Raw genomic sequence first — 15005 nt, 5'->3', positions numbered from 1 at the left:
ACGGTGGGCGCGTGCGGCGCTCAGCTCTTCGGCAGCCCCGGCGGATTCGTGCGCGACTGGTCGATCGCTTCGGACGCGAGGTTCCAGCGGTCGAGCACCTGCTGGTAGCGGCGGTTCTTGATCAGCCCGTTCAGCGCGACGGTCAGCGGCTCGGCGAGCCCGCTGCCGCGGCGCGTCGCGATCGCGATGTCGGCCGTGCGCGGCCAGCCGCCGCTGATCGCGCCGACGAGCCGCGTCTTGCCTTGCTGCGCGCTCTGGTACGCGAGCACCGAGTTCACGCTGAACACGGCATCGGCGCGGCCCGACTGCACGGCGACGATGCGCATCGCCTGGTCGTCGTAGTACTGGATCTGCACGGGTTTCAGCCCGTGCGCGACGTTTTCGCGGTCCCACGCGAGCAGGATCTTTTCCTGATTGGTGCCGGCGTCGGTCACGACGCGCAGCCCCGCGACGTCCTTCGGCTCGCGGATCGCCTGGATCTTGCTGTCGTTGCGCACGTAGAAGCCGACCAGATCGTGGCGGTACGACGAGAAATCGAATTTCTGCTTGCGCTCCTCGGTGACGGTCACGTTCGAGATCACCGCATCGACTTTCCCCGATTCGAGCGCGAGCGGCCAGTCGGCCCACGCGAGCGCGACGATCTTCAGCTTGCGGCCGAGGCTGTCGGACACGAGCTGGCCGACGTCGGCGTCGAAGCCGACCACCGTGCGCGCGTCGGTCGCATACGAGCTGATCGGCGGCAGGCTCGGCGCGATGCCGATCGTCAGCGTGCCGGGCTCGGCGAACTTGAACGACGCGGGCACCGCGCGTTCGACGGCCGCATCGGCCACGCCGCGCGGGCGGCCGCGCTGCTCGGGGCTCAGGTCGAACGTCGCGGCGGCCGCGGTGAATGCGGTCAGGCCGATCAGCGCGGCGGCCAGCGTGCGGATGGCGCGGGAAGCATGCGGTACGGCTCGTTGCATGAAAACGTCCTGTTGTCGTGTCGTAGGGAGCGGAGTCGGGTGGAGCGGTGGGCTCAGCGCGGCAGCGCCGGCTCGGGCAACGGCGCCCACAGGTCGGCGAGCGTCGACGTGCGCGACGGATCGGCGAGATCCTTGGCGAACCGCAGGTGGAAATACGCTTCCGGGTCGATCGACGAATCGAACAGCCGCGTATAGCCGGTGCGGTCGTACAGCGCCCAGGCTTCGGGCTGGCGAAAACCGGTGGTCAGGTAGAGGCGTCGATAGCCCTGCTGCGCGGCGCGCAACTCGAGCGCTTCGACGATGAGCCGCGCGAGGCCCTGACGGCGCAGGTCCGTACGTGTCCAGATGCGTTTGAGCTCGGCGGTCTGCGCGTCGTAGCGCTTGAACGCGCCGCCGCCGATCGTTTCGCCGTCGCGCAGCAGCAGCACGAAGGCGCCCTCGGGCGGCGCGAACAGTTCGGCCGGGTAGCGTGCGAGTTCGTCGCGCGCGGATGCGCGGCTGTCGGGGCGGTACGCGTTGTAACGGGTCGAATACTCGTCGATCAGTGCGTCGATCAGCGGCTGCGCGCGGACGTCGAGCGGCGTCGTGTCGATGAGGCGGTCGTTCGTGGCCATGGGCATCGCGAAGGGCGCGCGATGCGGACGTTCCTTTCGGGGCTCGGGCACGCGGCCCGTCCGGTCTGTTCCGTTATCGCGGCGCGGTTGTCGTGATGACGGCGGCCGGTGTGCATCCTGCGATGCATGTGGCGGGCCGCCGCCGTTTCGAACACGTTAGCGGCGCGGCCGGCAAAGGCGAACGAAGCAATTTCGATAAGGATTTCGCGGCAGGCGTCAGAAGGCTTGCAGCGGGAGTGGGGTGGGGGTGGAAAGCGCATGCGTTGAAGCTCGTGCTTCACGCATGCGCAATGCCGAATGGCGCGAACCTATGCGGCCCGCACTTCGGCAAGCAGATCCGGATGGCGATCCAGTATCTTGAACAGTTTCACAAGGGCGAGCGGCGGGTTCGTCTTGCCGGTTTCGTAGCGGGAGAACGCGTTGACACCGCCACCGAATATCTCGGCCGCCTCGCGCTGGTCCAGCATCAGCTTCTTGCGTACCTTCGCAATGTACTTCGGGTCGACGATGGTCGAGTTCACCTGTTTGTTGAACTCGGTGATCGCGTCGCCGAGACGGGTCGCCTCGTCGAGGTCGAGGACCGACTCTCCGCAGGCCGGGCAGAAATCACCGGTGATATCGCGGACGACCGTCGATCGACCCTTGTACGTATAGGGGATATCTCGTGTATCGCGGACCAGCTTGGCGGCACCGCAGGCAGGGCACTTCATTTTCACCGCTCCTTGAAAGACACGATCAGCACGTCGTCGATCACTGTCAGTTTCAGGTACACGTCGCCATGGACTGTGCGACGTTGATAGACGTCTTGCCAGATCGTATGGTCGGCATACGTCGTCATGCTCTTGTAGAAATCGGCGGCTGTCAGCGACATGACGACACCGACTGCCTCCCGTTCCGTAAAACCGAGTTGCCGGGCGCCGAATACCGCGCTCGCGGTCAAACGCACCTTGCCGTTCTCGATGAGAGTTTTGATCCGGGACAGCTTGCAATGAGCCGAATTCTTTTCCATTTGCGATCATAACCAAAAGGGTTAATTTGTCAAGTTGGTTAATGACGCACGTGTGCCGTCCGCCATGAATGACAGACTGCACGGAAAGGGGATGAATCCGGAACTGGCCTAATGGCCAACGCTCGGCGCAGCCGACAACTCCGCCAGTTGAAACAGGCAATCGCCGCGCCGCACCTGCGCGGGCACGCGCTTGCACACCACTTCGCCGTCGCCGTTGAACCGGTGCAGCATCGGTTCGCGCAGCGGCGTATCGGGGAAATGCACCCACGCGGCCGGCTGCCCTGCCTTCACCTGGTCGCCGAGTTCGACGAGCGGCTCGTACAGCCCGCGCTCGTATGCATAGACGAAGTGGCGGTCGCCGTCGACGCGCAAGAAGCGCGTGACGGTCGGCGGCGCGTCGGGCACGAGCGCGCCGCGCAGCAGGCCGATATAACCGAGGTAGTGCAGCAGCCCGTGGCGGCCGAGCCGGATCAGCGACGGATCGGCCATGCCCGCGCCGCCCAGTTCGGTCACGATCGAGATCGCGCCTTGGCGGCGCGCGGCCGATGCCGAATGCACGGGGTTCGGCGCGTGCAGCAGTGCATTCGGCAAGCCGAACGCGACCAGCAGCCCGTTGAGCTTCGCGGCTTCGTCCGCGTCGAGCGGATCGATCGCGAGCATGTTGCCGCCCTGGTACAGCAGCGAACTGCCGCCCGAATGCAGGTCGACCAGATACTGCGCACGCGACAGCAGCGCGTGCTCGATGTAGTGGGCGATCATCTGCGTCGGCGTGCCGGTCGGATCGCCGGGGAAACTGCGGTTCAGGTTGCCTTCGTCGAGCGGCGACACGCGCAGGCCCGCGTCTGCCGCGGGGAAATTCGCCATCGGCAGCAGGATCAGCTGCCCGCTGACCATCTCGGGTTCGATCTCGCGCATCAGCTGCGACACGATGATCTGGCCTTCGTATTCGTCGCCGTGGTTGCCGGCCATCACGAGCGCGACCGGGCCGTCGCCGTTGCGGATCGACGCGATCGGGATCGGCAGCCAGCCGTACGCCGAGCGGTGCACGGAATGCGGCAGCCGCAGGTAGCCCGCGTGCTTGCCTTGCGCATCGAGATCGATTTCGCAGTGGATGGGGTTTCGCTGTGAGGAAGGGGCGGTCATGGCGGCATCGTTCGATGAACGGAATCTGCCATCTTATCGGGAAACGACCGCCACGCGGCGCGCGGGGAGCGCACAACGCCGACTGCCGTCAACCGGCATGCGAGCGGATGCGCATGGATGCGCATGGGCGAGCCGGCCTGCCGATACGCGAAACCGCGCGCGATGTTGCATCGGTGAACGCATGCGGCCGCGTGGCCCGGCCGCATTCGTGCGTCAAATTTCGCGCCGACCCCTTGCCGCAGCAGGGCCGGCGCGCGCGGCCGGCTCAGCGGCTCGATGTTTCAGCTTCGAGACGTCCTTCTTCCCACAATGCCCAGAAACGGCTGCCGGCGCGATACGGATTCGCGCGCCGCGCGCCGTAATCGGTGACGCCCTGGCGAAACGCGCCGTACAGCGTCAGCGGCGGATTGTCGACGCACGCGGCTTCACGGGCGGGCGGGCGGCGCTCGAAAACGAGCCGCCGGATCAGGGACGCGCCGTCGATCACGGTTTGTTCGTCGATCGTTTCGGTTCTGGCGAGGACTTCGACGGTATTCATGTTGGGCTCCCTGAAATGTTCTTTCCCCATCAAGGAGCAATAAGAATGCCAACCACGAAATGGCGTCCGCTGCATCGATCGTGCAGGCTTCTGCGGTCAACGTAACGGGTGGCGAGCGGCGATGTTACGGAACACGTCACGTGACACGCGAGCGCGCGGCGCGACGTGCGACCACGCAAAGTGTTTCGAGATTGAATCGCCGGGAGGATGCGGCCGGTAGCGGAAACGACGATGAACGGGCCGCGCGTGCCGTCAGGTCAGCTCGCGGTGGCCGGCGCCACGCGGCGGCTGCCGTTCGAATAGAAGCGGTAGATGCCCTTGCCGGCCGATTTCGCGTCGTACAGCGCGCTGTCGGCCTGGCGGATCAGTTCGTCGGGGGAGCCGTGCCCGTCGTCGAGCGCGATGCCGATGCTGATCCCGAGGCTGACTATCTTGCCGATCGACAGCGTATACGGTGCTGAGATCTGCCGGATGATGCGCGCGGCGAGGAGCGAGCACGCGTGCATCGTCGTGTCGTCGATCGCGACGACGAATTCGTCGCCGCCGATGCGCGCCGCAAGCTCGCCGGGCGGCAGGGTCTTGCCGAGCCGCTCGGCGACCTGCGTCAGCACCTCGTCGCCGGCCTGATGGCCGAAGCGGTCGTTGATCGCCTTGAAGCCGTCGAGGTCGAGATACATGACGGCGAGCGACGGGCCCGGCATGTGCGGCCGGTGCGAAAGCATCCGCTTGAGCTGGGCATGCAGTTCGTGGCGGTTCGGCAAACCCGTCAACGCGTCGTGCCGCGCGAGATGCCGGATGTGCTGCTCGGTCTGGCGGCGCGTGGTGACGTCCTCGACGATGACTACTGCGTTGCCGTCCGGCACGCGGTGGCGCGTCAGTTCGAGCTGGCGGCCGTCGGCGAGCGCGATGTCGAACGGCTCCGGTTCGTCGCGGGTCAGCCAGACGTCGCACTGCGCGGCGAGACCGGCGCCGCCGGGATCGCACATGGCGTTCGTGCCGAGCGCCGCGACGACGTCGGCCAGCGGCGTATCGAGCATGATCTCGCGCGGCGAGCCGAACAGCTGCGCGGTGCGGCGGTTCGCGACGATCACGCGGGTCTCGCTGTCGATCATGCACAGGCCGTGCGGCATATAGGTGAGTGCGGCGTCGAAGTGCGCGACGAGTTCGGCGTTGCGCTGGCGCGCGGCGATCAGCGCGACGAGCACGCGGTAATGGCGCTGGACGACCGTGCGCATGGCCGCGAGATAGATCGCGAGCGGCGGCAGCAGCAGCCACGCGCCCGGCCGGTCCGCCAGCATCGCGCCGAGGGCGATCGGCAGCACGCCGAGCGTGACCTGTGTCATCGCGAGCCGCGGCAGCGCCGAATTGCGCGATGCGATCCCGCCGAACACGCCGCCCGCGACCATCACCGACAACGTGCCGAGCTCGACGTCGACGGCGTCCACGCAACCCATCACGCCGAGGCCGAGCACGAAGCATGCGGCGAGCGACACGGGCGCATAGCGCCTCGCCCAGTATTCGGCACGATCGTCGCCGGCGTCGCGGCGCACCGTGTAGGCACGCGCGATCGCGAGCCGGGCGGCGAGCAGGCCGACGTCGATGATCAGCCACGCGAGGCACCAGAGCTGCTGCAGCCGGATCAGCGCGACGACCGCGACGAAGCCGCTCGCGAGCCCGGACATCGCCATCGGGCGAATATCTTCGAACAGCGTGACCAGCATCGACGGGCGCAACGCCGCCGTGACATGGTGGTTGCCGGAGGAGGGTGTGGCGAGAACGGAGTTCAGGATGGATGCCCTGACTGCCATGGTTTTTGACCTCGACACGAGTCGCGATGGCTGGCGGCGCCCGCACGGCACGTGGCGGAGGCACCGGCAAGCCGGATACGCGCGACATTACCATGAAACATGCGCGGCGCGGAGCGTCCTGGCGCATGGCAGGAGCACATCGCCGGCACCGGACACCGCGGCGGCGGCCAGTCGCAAGCCACGCGTGCGAAAGCCCTGCGCATTCGACGGCACGGAGGCGGCATCGTTGCCGACGAAACGATATCCGGCGGTCGGCCGGAGACCGGCCGCGATGCGTGGCGAGCTTGCCTGCCGGCCGGTATCGATGCTGGCCGAAGCCGATGCGCGGCATGCAAACGCACCCCGCGACCACGCGCCGCACCTCGGCCGAATCCCGTTATAAGAAATCCAATAAGTATTTCATGCGGGAAATACTATAGGCGATATATCAAAAACAATGCCAGAATGCGCGCCGCTCCGAACGCCGCGACACCCGATCGCCGATCGAGCCGCATCAGGAGGTTCCCCCCACATGAAAAACCACGGCCTGTCACGGCGGGGTTTTCTGAAAGCCAGCGTGCTGGCGGGCGTCGCAGTGTATGTCGCGCCGCTGGGCAGCCGCGCATTCGCGGCGCTCTTCGAAGAAAAACTCCTCACCCCCGTCAAATGGGATAGCGTCACCGGCATCCCCCAATTCCGCATCGACGGCATCGCGAAGGTCACGGGCTCGAAAGTGTTCGCCCGCGACGTCCGCGCGGCCGACATGCCGCACTGGCCGCAGCAGCAGTCGCATGCGCTGATCCTGCGTGTCACGCAGGCCGACCGCACCTACGAAGGCTTCGACCTGTCGCTGCTCGGCGACGACCTGAAACCGGACCGCGTGGTCACGGCCGACGATCTGGCGCGCGACGGCGTTGCGTTCCCGGCGTTCTACGGCGACGACATGCTGTTGCCGGCCGGCAAGACGCCCGCGTATCTCGGCCATGCGGTCGCGATCCTCATCTATCACGACTTCGCGCGCTTCCGCTTCGCGAAGAACGCGCTCAAGTTCCGCGACGACGTGATCCGCTACGGCGCGGTCACGGGCCCGCTCGAGCGCGATCCGTGGGGCACCTTCCGGTATGTGCGCGTGGGCGGCAAGACAGCCTACGACGACGACGTCTATTCGAGCCTGAAGGATGCGCCGATCTTCCCGAGCATGATGCGCAAGCACCTGCCGGTATGGCCGGACGGCAAGGAGCACGGCAAGCTCGACGAGCAGGGCATGTTCCTCGCCGCGCAGATCGCCGCCGAGCTCGACCATCCGACGGCCGACTGGCTCGTGTTCGATCGCGAGTACAACACGCAGTCGGTCGATACGGCCGCGCTCGAACCCGACAACGCGAACTGCTGGTACGACGCCGCGACGCAGTCGCTGCACCTCGTCGTGCCGACGCAGTCGCCGCTCGAAGTGGCCGAGAGCGCGGCCGCGATGGTCGCGAAAACCCGCTTCCCGGTGAAGAAGCTGTTCGTGCATCCGTGCTACACGGTCGGCTACGGTTCGAAGGATCACTTCAACGTGCCGTTCTACGGGCTCGTCTGCGCGCTGTACGCGGACGGCCGCCCGGTGCGTTTCGCGAACGATCGCTACGAGCAGTTCCAGACGTCGCTGAAGCGTCACGCGTTCAGGATGCACTACCGGATCGCGGTCGACCGCAACACCGGCCTGCTGCAGTCGTTCAAGGGCGACTTCGAGGCGAACGGCGGCGGGCGCTCGAACTTCTCGCCGTCGGTGGCGATGGTCGGCGCGACGGCCGCGCAATCGATCTACTACTTCCCGAAGAGCGACCTCGCGGCCGTGGCGATCGCGTCGCGCGCGATCGACGCCGGTTCCGCGCGCGGCTACGGCACGCTGCAGAGCATGGCCGCGACCGAGATGGCGGTCGACGAGATCGCCGCGCAACTGAACCTCGACCCGATCGATTTCCGGCTGCGCAACGCGCTGCGTTCGGGGATGAAGAACACGCAGGGTGCGATTCCGGCCGGCGCGCTGCGCGTCGACGAAGTGCTGGAGCGCGCGAAGCAGCATCCGCTGTGGACGCGCCGCGCCGCGCGCAAGGCGGAATTCGAGGCCGCGAACCCGGGCAAGCGCTACGGCGTCGGCTTCGCGTGCGTGCAGAAGGATTTCGGCACGGGCGCGGAAGCATCGTTCGCGAAGGTCGAGTTCGACGAGCACGGCAAAGTGTCGCTGCAGCACACGGCTGCCGAGATCGGCACGGGCATGTCGACGTCGCAGGCCGTCGCGGTCGCGAAATGGCTCGGCCGTCCGGCGACCGACGTGCGCGTTGCAGTGACCGAGTGGCCGGACCTGCCGGTCGAGACGAGCGGCGATCCGTACATCATGTCGCAGGCCGATCAGGATCGGCTGAGCGCGAACCCGCGCTGGTCGCCGAACTACGCGTCGCCGTCGAGCGCGACGAATTCGGCGTACTACTTCACGCACAGCACGCGCGAAGCCGCGCGCGCGGTGTTCCGCTACGGGCTGTGGCCGGCCGCGATGTCGATCTGGACGCGCGGCCTCGGCGGCGGCCAGGCCGCGCCGTACACGATCCGCATCGAGGACGCGCGCTGGGTCGACGGCAAGCTGACCGCCGACGGCCTCGAGCCGCTGACGTTCGAACAGCTCGCGAAGCAGGCGCATGCGCTCGGCCTGCCGACCGGCGCCGTCGTGCACGTGTTCAACCGCTGGCAATGGACCGACGCCGAGTTCGAAGTGGGCGGCACGGTCGAACGTTTGCCGATCGACGGGCTGTCGCTGCGCGTCGGTGCGCCGAAGACGGGCGAAGGCAGCGGCCCGGTGCCGGGCACCGCCGCGCCGGCCGGCGCGACCGCGATGCGCGGCACGCTGCCGCCGACCGCGAACGGCTACCGCGTGCTGGACCGCAAGCGCGTGTTCATCCCGCCGACGAGCCGCAACAACGCGGCCGTCACGTACTACACGGCCGTCGGCACGCTCGTCGAGCTGGCCGTGCACGAAGCGACCGGCAAGGTCGAACTGCTCACGCACCACTCGATCATGGAATGCGGCAACCAGATTTCGCCGCAGCTCGTGTCGGGCCAGTTGCAGGGCGGCCTCGCGATGGGCATCGGCCATGCGCTGCATGAATACCTGCCGCTCTATGAGGACGGCCCCGGCAACGGCACGTGGAACTTCAACCGCTACCCGTTGCCGCGCGCATCCGACGTCGCCGTGTGGTCGCAGACGGGCGACATCCTGCCGCCGCTGTCCGAGACCGATCCGCCGAAGGGCGTCGCCGAAGTGGTGATGATCCCCGTCGTCGGCGCGATCGTGAACGGCATCGCGCACGCGATCGGCCATCGTTTCACCGACCTGCCGGTGACCCCGCAAAAGATTCAGGAGGTGCTCGCATGACGACCGCCCAAACCGCGGCTTCGGCCGCGAGCGCCAGCGCGGCTGCGACCGGCGCGTCCGCGCCGAGCGCGGCTTCGGCCGTGCCGGCATCCGCGCCGGCCGCAGCTCCGGCTGCCGTCGAGCGTCCGCTCGTCCGGTTCCAGCAGAAGCCGCTGTCGGTCAACATCAACGGCAAGTCCGTCGGCCCGATGCAGGTGCCCGAAGGGCTGATGATGATCGAGTTCCTGCACGAGTACGCGGGCCTCACCGGTTCGCGGCTCGGTTGCGGGCAGGGCATCTGCCACGCATGCGTCGTGATCGTCGACAAGCCGGACGGCACGAGCGAGGAAATGCGCACCTGCATTACCGGCGCGCACTTCTTCCACGGCCGCTCGATCCGCACGATCGAAGGCCACGCGAAGCGCAACGACGCGGGCGAAGTGGTCGAGCTGTCGCCGATCCAGCAGAAGTTCCTCGAGCACTTCAGCTTCCAGTGCGGCTACTGCACGCCGGGCTTCGTCAACGCGGCAACCGTGCTGATCGAGCGCCTGAAGCGCGAGCCGGTCGCGAAGGCCGACGTCGAACGCACGATCACCGACGCGCTCGACGCGCACATCTGCCGCTGCACGGGCTACGTCCGCTACTACGAAGCCGTGAAGGACGTGGTGCTGACGACGCCGGGACTCGTGAAGGACGCCGCATGAAACGCACATTCGCCCATCGTGTCGCGCGGGCCGCGGGCCTGCCCGCGCTCGCGGCGGCCTGCGCGCTGCTGCTCGCCGCCTGCGGCGGCCATGACGCGCCGGCCTCGAACGCGGCTACCGGCGCGCCCGGTGCCGACCCGGTCGCGCGCGGCCGTTATCTCGTCAAGGCCGCCGACTGCGCGGCGTGCCACACCGCGAAGGACGGCGCGCCGTTCGCCGGCGGCGCGAAGCTCGATTCGCCGTACGGCACGTTCTATGGCTCGAACATTACGCCCGACAAGGATCACGGGATCGGCAGCTGGAGCGCGGACGACTTCTACGCCGCGCTGCACGACGGCAAGGCGCCGTCCAAGCGGCTGTATCCGTCGATGCCGTACACGTCGTACCGGCAGATCACGCGTGCCGATACCGACGCGATGTACGCGTACCTGATGACGGTCAGGCCGGTCGCGCAGGAGAACCGCGCGCACGAGCTGAAGTTCCCGTACAACCTGCGCTTCGGCATGGCCGTGTGGGATCTGTTGTTCCTGAAGGACAGCCTGCCGGACGCGTCGGCCGGGCAATCCGCCGACTGGCAGCGCGGCCGTTATCTCGCGGGCGCGCTCGGCCACTGCGCGGAATGCCACACGCCGCGCACGTTCACGGGCCAGCTCGACGGCGCGAAGCCGTTCGCGGGCGCCGCGCTCGGCCGCGTGGCCGCGCCGGACATCACGCCGGCCGGCCTCGCCGCGCGCGGCTGGACGGGTACCGACCTGCAGGCGTTCTTCGGCGTCGGCATCGCGCCGCAAGGCTCGGCGTTCGGCGAGATGTATCCGGTCGTGCACCTGAGTACGCAATACCTGACGAAGGATGATCTGCGCGCGCTGTCCGTGTACCTGCTCGGCGATACGCCGCCCGCGCCGCAGCCGGTGAAGCCGGTGTCGGCCGACGCCGCGCAGCTCGCGGCCGGCCGCTCGGTGTATCTCGCGGTGTGCGCGGGCTGTCACGGCTTCAACGGCGAAGGCAAGCCGCACGTTGCAGTGCCGATGAACGGCAACTCGACGGTGCGCCAGGGCGATCCGCGCAACCTGCTGGTCGCGATGCTCGACGGCATCGACGAGCAGAAATTTGCCGGCTTCGAAAACCTGCAGCCGATGCCGGGTTTCGCGCGCACGCTGAGCGATGACGAACTCGCCCAGCTCGCGAACTACCTGCGCGCGACGTGGGGCGGTCAGCCCGCGAGCGTCACGCCGGCCGACGTGAAGGCGATGCGTTAAGTCCGGGTCACGCCGCAGGGCGGGGCGTCGCGCGCGATGCGGCCGGTTTCCGGTCCTCGCGTGCGATGCATCGTCCGACTTTTCGAGGCGGTTCTTCAGTAGCCGCCGCCACCTCCACCACCGCCTCCGCCACCGCTGCCTCCCGAGCCGCCGCCGCCGTACCGGCTCATGCCCGGTCCTTGCGAAGTGCCGCTGCCCGGCTGCGTACATCCCGCCGACAGCAAAAGCATCAGCGCCGCGATCAACGCCGCGGCCAACGTTGTCGATTTCATTGCAATCTCCTTGCAGCGCGCAGTCCGCAGGACAGGCCGGTTCGCGTGAACCGCGCGTCTGCGCGATGACGAAACGTCTCGGGCGGGCCGTTTATTCCATGCTTTTTGCGTATCGTCGCGCGCGATGGTGCCGGATCGGATCCGCTGCGCGGTGCCTTGGTACACTCCGGCACGCCGCCATTCCGATTCCGAATACAAAAACCATGAATGCAACTCTCGAGAGCCCGCCGCGTGAACCGTCGCGTCCGTCCCGGCCCATCGTGCTCGGCTGCCTGTCATTTGCCGTCGGCGGCCCGCTGGTCGCGGCGCTCGTCTGGCCGGGCGTGATGCTGATCGCGTGGACGTTGATCGACGGCCCGTCATGGGACGTGCTGAAAGTCAGCGCCGGCATGGTGCCGATGATCTTCTTCGCGTCGTTCCTGTTCGGCTATTTCCTGCCGGCGACGGTCGCGGGCGGCATCATGGGCGCGATCGGCACGCGGATCCGGCGGCGCTGGTTCGTATTGCTGGGGATCGTCGTGGGCACCTGCTCGATGATCTGTTATGTGCTGCTACAGAGCCGCCTGCTGAACGACGATGAAATCGGCGGCATCAACATGATCGCCATACTCGATTCGTTCGTCACGTCGGCCGTGATGTCGCACTGGCTGCATCGGCGGCTCGAACGCCGGCGTTGAGCGCGACGCGCCGCGTATCGTGTGCGTGACCGGTGACGCGCATGAGCCCGGCGAGCCGAACGGCACCGCTCGGCCGCGTCCGCGGCCGGCGGCCTGCCACGCTTTCCCACGTTTTCCTTTACGCGGATGCCGCCGCGGCGGCGTCCGGTCAACGATAGACGAGATCGGCGCGGCGGTTCTGCGCCCACGAATCCTCGTCGTGGCCGAGCGCGACCGGCTTTTCCTTGCCGAGGCTGACGGCCTCGAGTTGCGTGCCCGGCACGCCGAGCGTTTCCAGCGCGCTCAACACGGCTTGCGAGCGGCGCTGGCCGAGCGCGAGGTTGTATTCGGACGTCCCGCGTTCGTCGGTGTTGCCCTGGATCAGCACGCGCCGGGCCGGATGGCCGCGCAGGTAGTCGGCGTGCGCCTGCAGCAGCGACTGGAATTCAGGCTTCACGGAATACGCGTCGAAATCGAAATAGATGCTGCGTTTCGCGAGCGGGCTGTTCGGATTGTCGAGATCGTCGGCCGTCACCGTTGCGACGGCTTCGCTCGAGGGCGTCGGCGCCATGCCGGCATTCTCGGGTGTTTTCGCCGCGTGGTGGCAACCGGCCAGCAGTGCGACGGCGGCCAGGACCGCAAATCGGTTCGTTTTGCTCATCGTTCGTCTCCAGCGGTTGACTGCGTTGAAAGCGTGGTGCGTGCCATCGGCACGTACGTATCCGGCTGCAACGGCGCGAAAGGTCCGGCTCCGTCGACGCGATGCATGTCTGTCAGCCGGTGGTGCGCCATATGAAAGAGTGTTGCGACCGGAACACCGAATCACGGCGTCGCTGCAAACAGAGTAGGAAAAATGTCACAACGCGACCAGTTTCTCCGCATTTTTTGCGCGGACGCGACAGTCGGGGACGCATTCTTGCTCCCGCCGGCGCCACGCGGTACGCGATGCCGCAGCAAAAAGGCCGCGCACGGGCGCGGCCCTTTCTGCACCGGTCACCACGATCGAGCGGGGCTCGAAACGCGTGCCGTACGCAATCGACCGGGCAGTGCAGCGGCGAAGCGCCGTCGTCAGAACTTGTGCCGCAGCCCCAGCGCGACGACGACCTGGTTGCTGTTCGCCGAAGGCGTCAGCGTCCAGACGGTCGCGTTGAACGCGGGATTGCCATTGCCGCCGCTCACGCTCTGGTACACGCCTTCGAGATACGCATCCGTGCGCTTCGACAGCGCATAGTCGGCCTGCGCGACGACCTGGTTCCATTTCGGGCGCGTCTGGCCCGTGCGCGTGTCGAAGCGGCCCATCGTGTACGTGTACGCGGCGGCGAGGCTCAACGCGCGCGTGACGAAGAAGCGCCCGTCGACCGTGAAGTTGTCGAACACGAGCGATTCGCCTTTCAGCGGCGCGATATTGCTGCCCTGGAGCACGCCCGTCACGCCGTCGGTGGTCGAGTGCGACCACGCGGCGCCGACCGAATGCGGCCCGAACGCATAACGGCCGGCCGCGGCCCAGATCTGCTGGTTGCCGCCCGTGATCGTCGCCGACCCGTCGACCGTGCTCAGCGCACCGTCCGGGTTCGGCGAATTGCGGTCGCGGCTGATCTTCAGGTAGCCGGCGCCGAGCTTCAGCGGCCCGTTCGCATACGACAGCCCCGCGCTCCATGCCGCGTTGTTGGAGAACTGGCCGGCCGTGTTCGAGAAGCCGAACATCGCGCCGAACGTCAGCCCGCGGTACGTCGGGCTCGTGTATTTCACCGCGTTGTTGATGCGAAGGTTGCGGTTCGAATCGTCGTTGTCGTACGGATGGACCGCGAGGTTGCCGCCCCAGCCGGGGCCGGACGCGCCGAGCGGCGTCACGAAGTCGAGGATCAGGTCGTACTGGCGGCCGAACGTCAGCGTGCCGGCCGTCTTCGAGCTCACGCCGACCCATGCCTGGCGGCCGAACATGTCGACGCCTTTCTGCGACAGCTTGCCGGTGGTGCCCGAGAAGCCGTTTTCTAGCGTGAAGACCGCGGCCATGCCGCCGCCGAGATCCTCGCGGCCGCGCAGCCCCCAGCGCGACGCGTTCAGTGCGCCGCTCGTCATCGCGACGCTGCCGCTGCCGGGCGAGCCGGCGCCCTGCGTGCGCTGGTTGGTCGAGTAGGTGATCGACGTGTCGATCAGGCCGTACAGCGTCACGCTGCTCTGTGCGTGCACGATGGCCGGCGCGAAGCTGGTCACGCATGCGGCGATCACGGTCCCCGCGACGCGCGCGCCGGCATGCTTGTTCATCTGGTAGGAATGCATAGGAGTTTTTATCGTTTGCCCGGCACGGTGGCCGGCGGATCGAGCGGCCATTATTGGAGATTGTGCGACGGTCGATTAAGGCGTTGCACAGGAAAGGTCCTCTGCGAAATCGAGCGGAATCGCGGCGCGTCGGCGTCGGGGATTCAGTCGGGAGCGGGGCGCGTGTGGTGCAGGAGGAAGTGCGTCGCGGCGTCGGCGGCGCGTTTCGGTTTCAGTGCGGCCGCCGCGGCTTTCGCCAGGCCAATGAGTATTGGCTGGACGACACGGCCGGAGGCAACGGAAAAATTTACCGTTCGTGCTGCGCCGATCCGGTATCGGCAAGCAACGGCCGTTGCCCGCGCCACATTCGTAGCGCACGTTTCCCGGTGCCGGCGTAACCGGGCCGGCGACTAC

14 protein-coding genes are annotated in these 15005 nt (G+C 67.4%); 4 read left to right on the top strand and 10 right to left on the bottom strand.

Annotated features, from left to right (window positions below):
* Positions 1-20 precede the first annotated feature (20 nt).
* The 7 genes from MRS60_RS20325 to MRS60_RS20295 all read right to left on the bottom strand — a co-directional run bounded on the left by MRS60_RS20325 (position 21) and on the right by MRS60_RS20295 (position 6074).
* Positions 21-962: an ABC transporter substrate-binding protein gene (locus MRS60_RS20325; RefSeq protein WP_131948954.1), complete on the bottom strand. Its 942-nt coding sequence runs from the start codon at positions 960-962 to the stop codon at positions 21-23.
* A 53-nt stretch (positions 963-1015) separates the two neighbouring features.
* Complete coding sequence (locus MRS60_RS20320) at positions 1016-1576, bottom strand: GNAT family N-acetyltransferase (protein WP_243566533.1); 561 nt, start codon at positions 1574-1576, stop codon at positions 1016-1018.
* A gap of 308 nt (positions 1577-1884) precedes the next feature.
* On the bottom strand, positions 1885-2286 hold the full coding sequence (locus MRS60_RS20315; RefSeq protein WP_034180145.1) for a type II toxin-antitoxin system MqsA family antitoxin: 402 nt from the start codon (positions 2284-2286) through the stop codon (positions 1885-1887).
* Between the two features lie 2 nt (positions 2287-2288).
* Positions 2289-2585: a type II toxin-antitoxin system MqsR family toxin gene (locus MRS60_RS20310; RefSeq protein WP_034180144.1), complete on the bottom strand. Its 297-nt coding sequence runs from the start codon at positions 2583-2585 to the stop codon at positions 2289-2291.
* Between the two features lie 108 nt (positions 2586-2693).
* Positions 2694-3728 (bottom strand): succinylglutamate desuccinylase/aspartoacylase family protein, encoded by a 1035-nt coding sequence (locus MRS60_RS20305; protein ID WP_175747743.1) that lies wholly within the window; start codon positions 3726-3728, stop codon positions 2694-2696.
* A gap of 265 nt (positions 3729-3993) precedes the next feature.
* Positions 3994-4266, bottom strand: coding sequence for a hypothetical protein (locus MRS60_RS20300; RefSeq protein WP_243566858.1), 273 nt, complete (start codon positions 4264-4266; stop codon positions 3994-3996).
* Positions 4267-4523: 257 nt separating this feature from the next.
* Positions 4524-6074 (bottom strand): sensor domain-containing diguanylate cyclase, encoded by a 1551-nt coding sequence (locus tag MRS60_RS20295; RefSeq protein WP_034180141.1) that lies wholly within the window; start codon positions 6072-6074, stop codon positions 4524-4526.
* Positions 6075-6585: 511 nt separating this feature from the next.
* On the opposite strand from MRS60_RS20295, the gene MRS60_RS20290 reads away from it, so the two are divergent.
* The 3 genes from MRS60_RS20290 to MRS60_RS20280 are packed head-to-tail and all read left to right on the top strand — an operon-like array spanning position 6586 to position 11404.
* The gene (locus MRS60_RS20290) at positions 6586-9465 is read left to right on the top strand and encodes a xanthine dehydrogenase family protein molybdopterin-binding subunit (RefSeq protein WP_243566532.1); all 2880 of its coding nucleotides are present in this window, start codon (positions 6586-6588) and stop codon (positions 9463-9465) included.
* The gene (locus MRS60_RS20285) at positions 9462-10148 is read left to right on the top strand and encodes a (2Fe-2S)-binding protein (RefSeq protein ID WP_175747747.1); all 687 of its coding nucleotides are present in this window, start codon (positions 9462-9464) and stop codon (positions 10146-10148) included. Before MRS60_RS20290 ends, MRS60_RS20285 begins: the two co-directional genes overlap by 4 nt.
* Entirely contained in the window at positions 10145-11404 is a 1260-nt protein-coding gene (locus MRS60_RS20280; RefSeq protein ID WP_243566531.1) for a cytochrome c, read from the top strand. The genes MRS60_RS20285 and MRS60_RS20280 overlap by 4 nt, the downstream gene beginning before the upstream one ends.
* Positions 11405-11499: 95 nt before the next feature.
* Here the strand turns inward: MRS60_RS20280 and MRS60_RS20275 are convergent, their stop codons facing one another.
* On the bottom strand, positions 11500-11676 hold the full coding sequence (locus MRS60_RS20275) for a hypothetical protein (protein ID WP_165948151.1): 177 nt from the start codon (positions 11674-11676) through the stop codon (positions 11500-11502).
* A 203-nt stretch (positions 11677-11879) separates the two neighbouring features.
* Between MRS60_RS20275 and MRS60_RS20270 the strand changes: the two genes are divergently transcribed.
* Entirely contained in the window at positions 11880-12353 is a 474-nt protein-coding gene (locus tag MRS60_RS20270) for a hypothetical protein (protein WP_034180137.1), read from the top strand.
* A 148-nt stretch (positions 12354-12501) separates the two neighbouring features.
* Here MRS60_RS20270 and pal read toward each other — a convergent pair whose 3' ends face one another.
* Positions 12502-12993, bottom strand: coding sequence for a peptidoglycan-associated lipoprotein Pal (pal, locus tag MRS60_RS20265; RefSeq protein ID WP_175747753.1), 492 nt, complete (start codon positions 12991-12993; stop codon positions 12502-12504).
* Between the two features lie 407 nt (positions 12994-13400).
* On the bottom strand, positions 13401-14612 hold the full coding sequence (locus tag MRS60_RS20260) for a porin (protein WP_243566530.1): 1212 nt from the start codon (positions 14610-14612) through the stop codon (positions 13401-13403).
* Between the last annotated feature and the right edge of the window lie 393 nt (positions 14613-15005).

Source organism: Burkholderia pyrrocinia (genome assembly GCF_022809715.1).
Taxonomy (GTDB): Bacteria; Pseudomonadota; Gammaproteobacteria; order Burkholderiales; family Burkholderiaceae; genus Burkholderia; species Burkholderia pyrrocinia_C.
The sequence above is the reverse complement of the archived record's forward strand: the minus strand, read 5'-3'. Positions and strand labels throughout refer to the sequence as shown.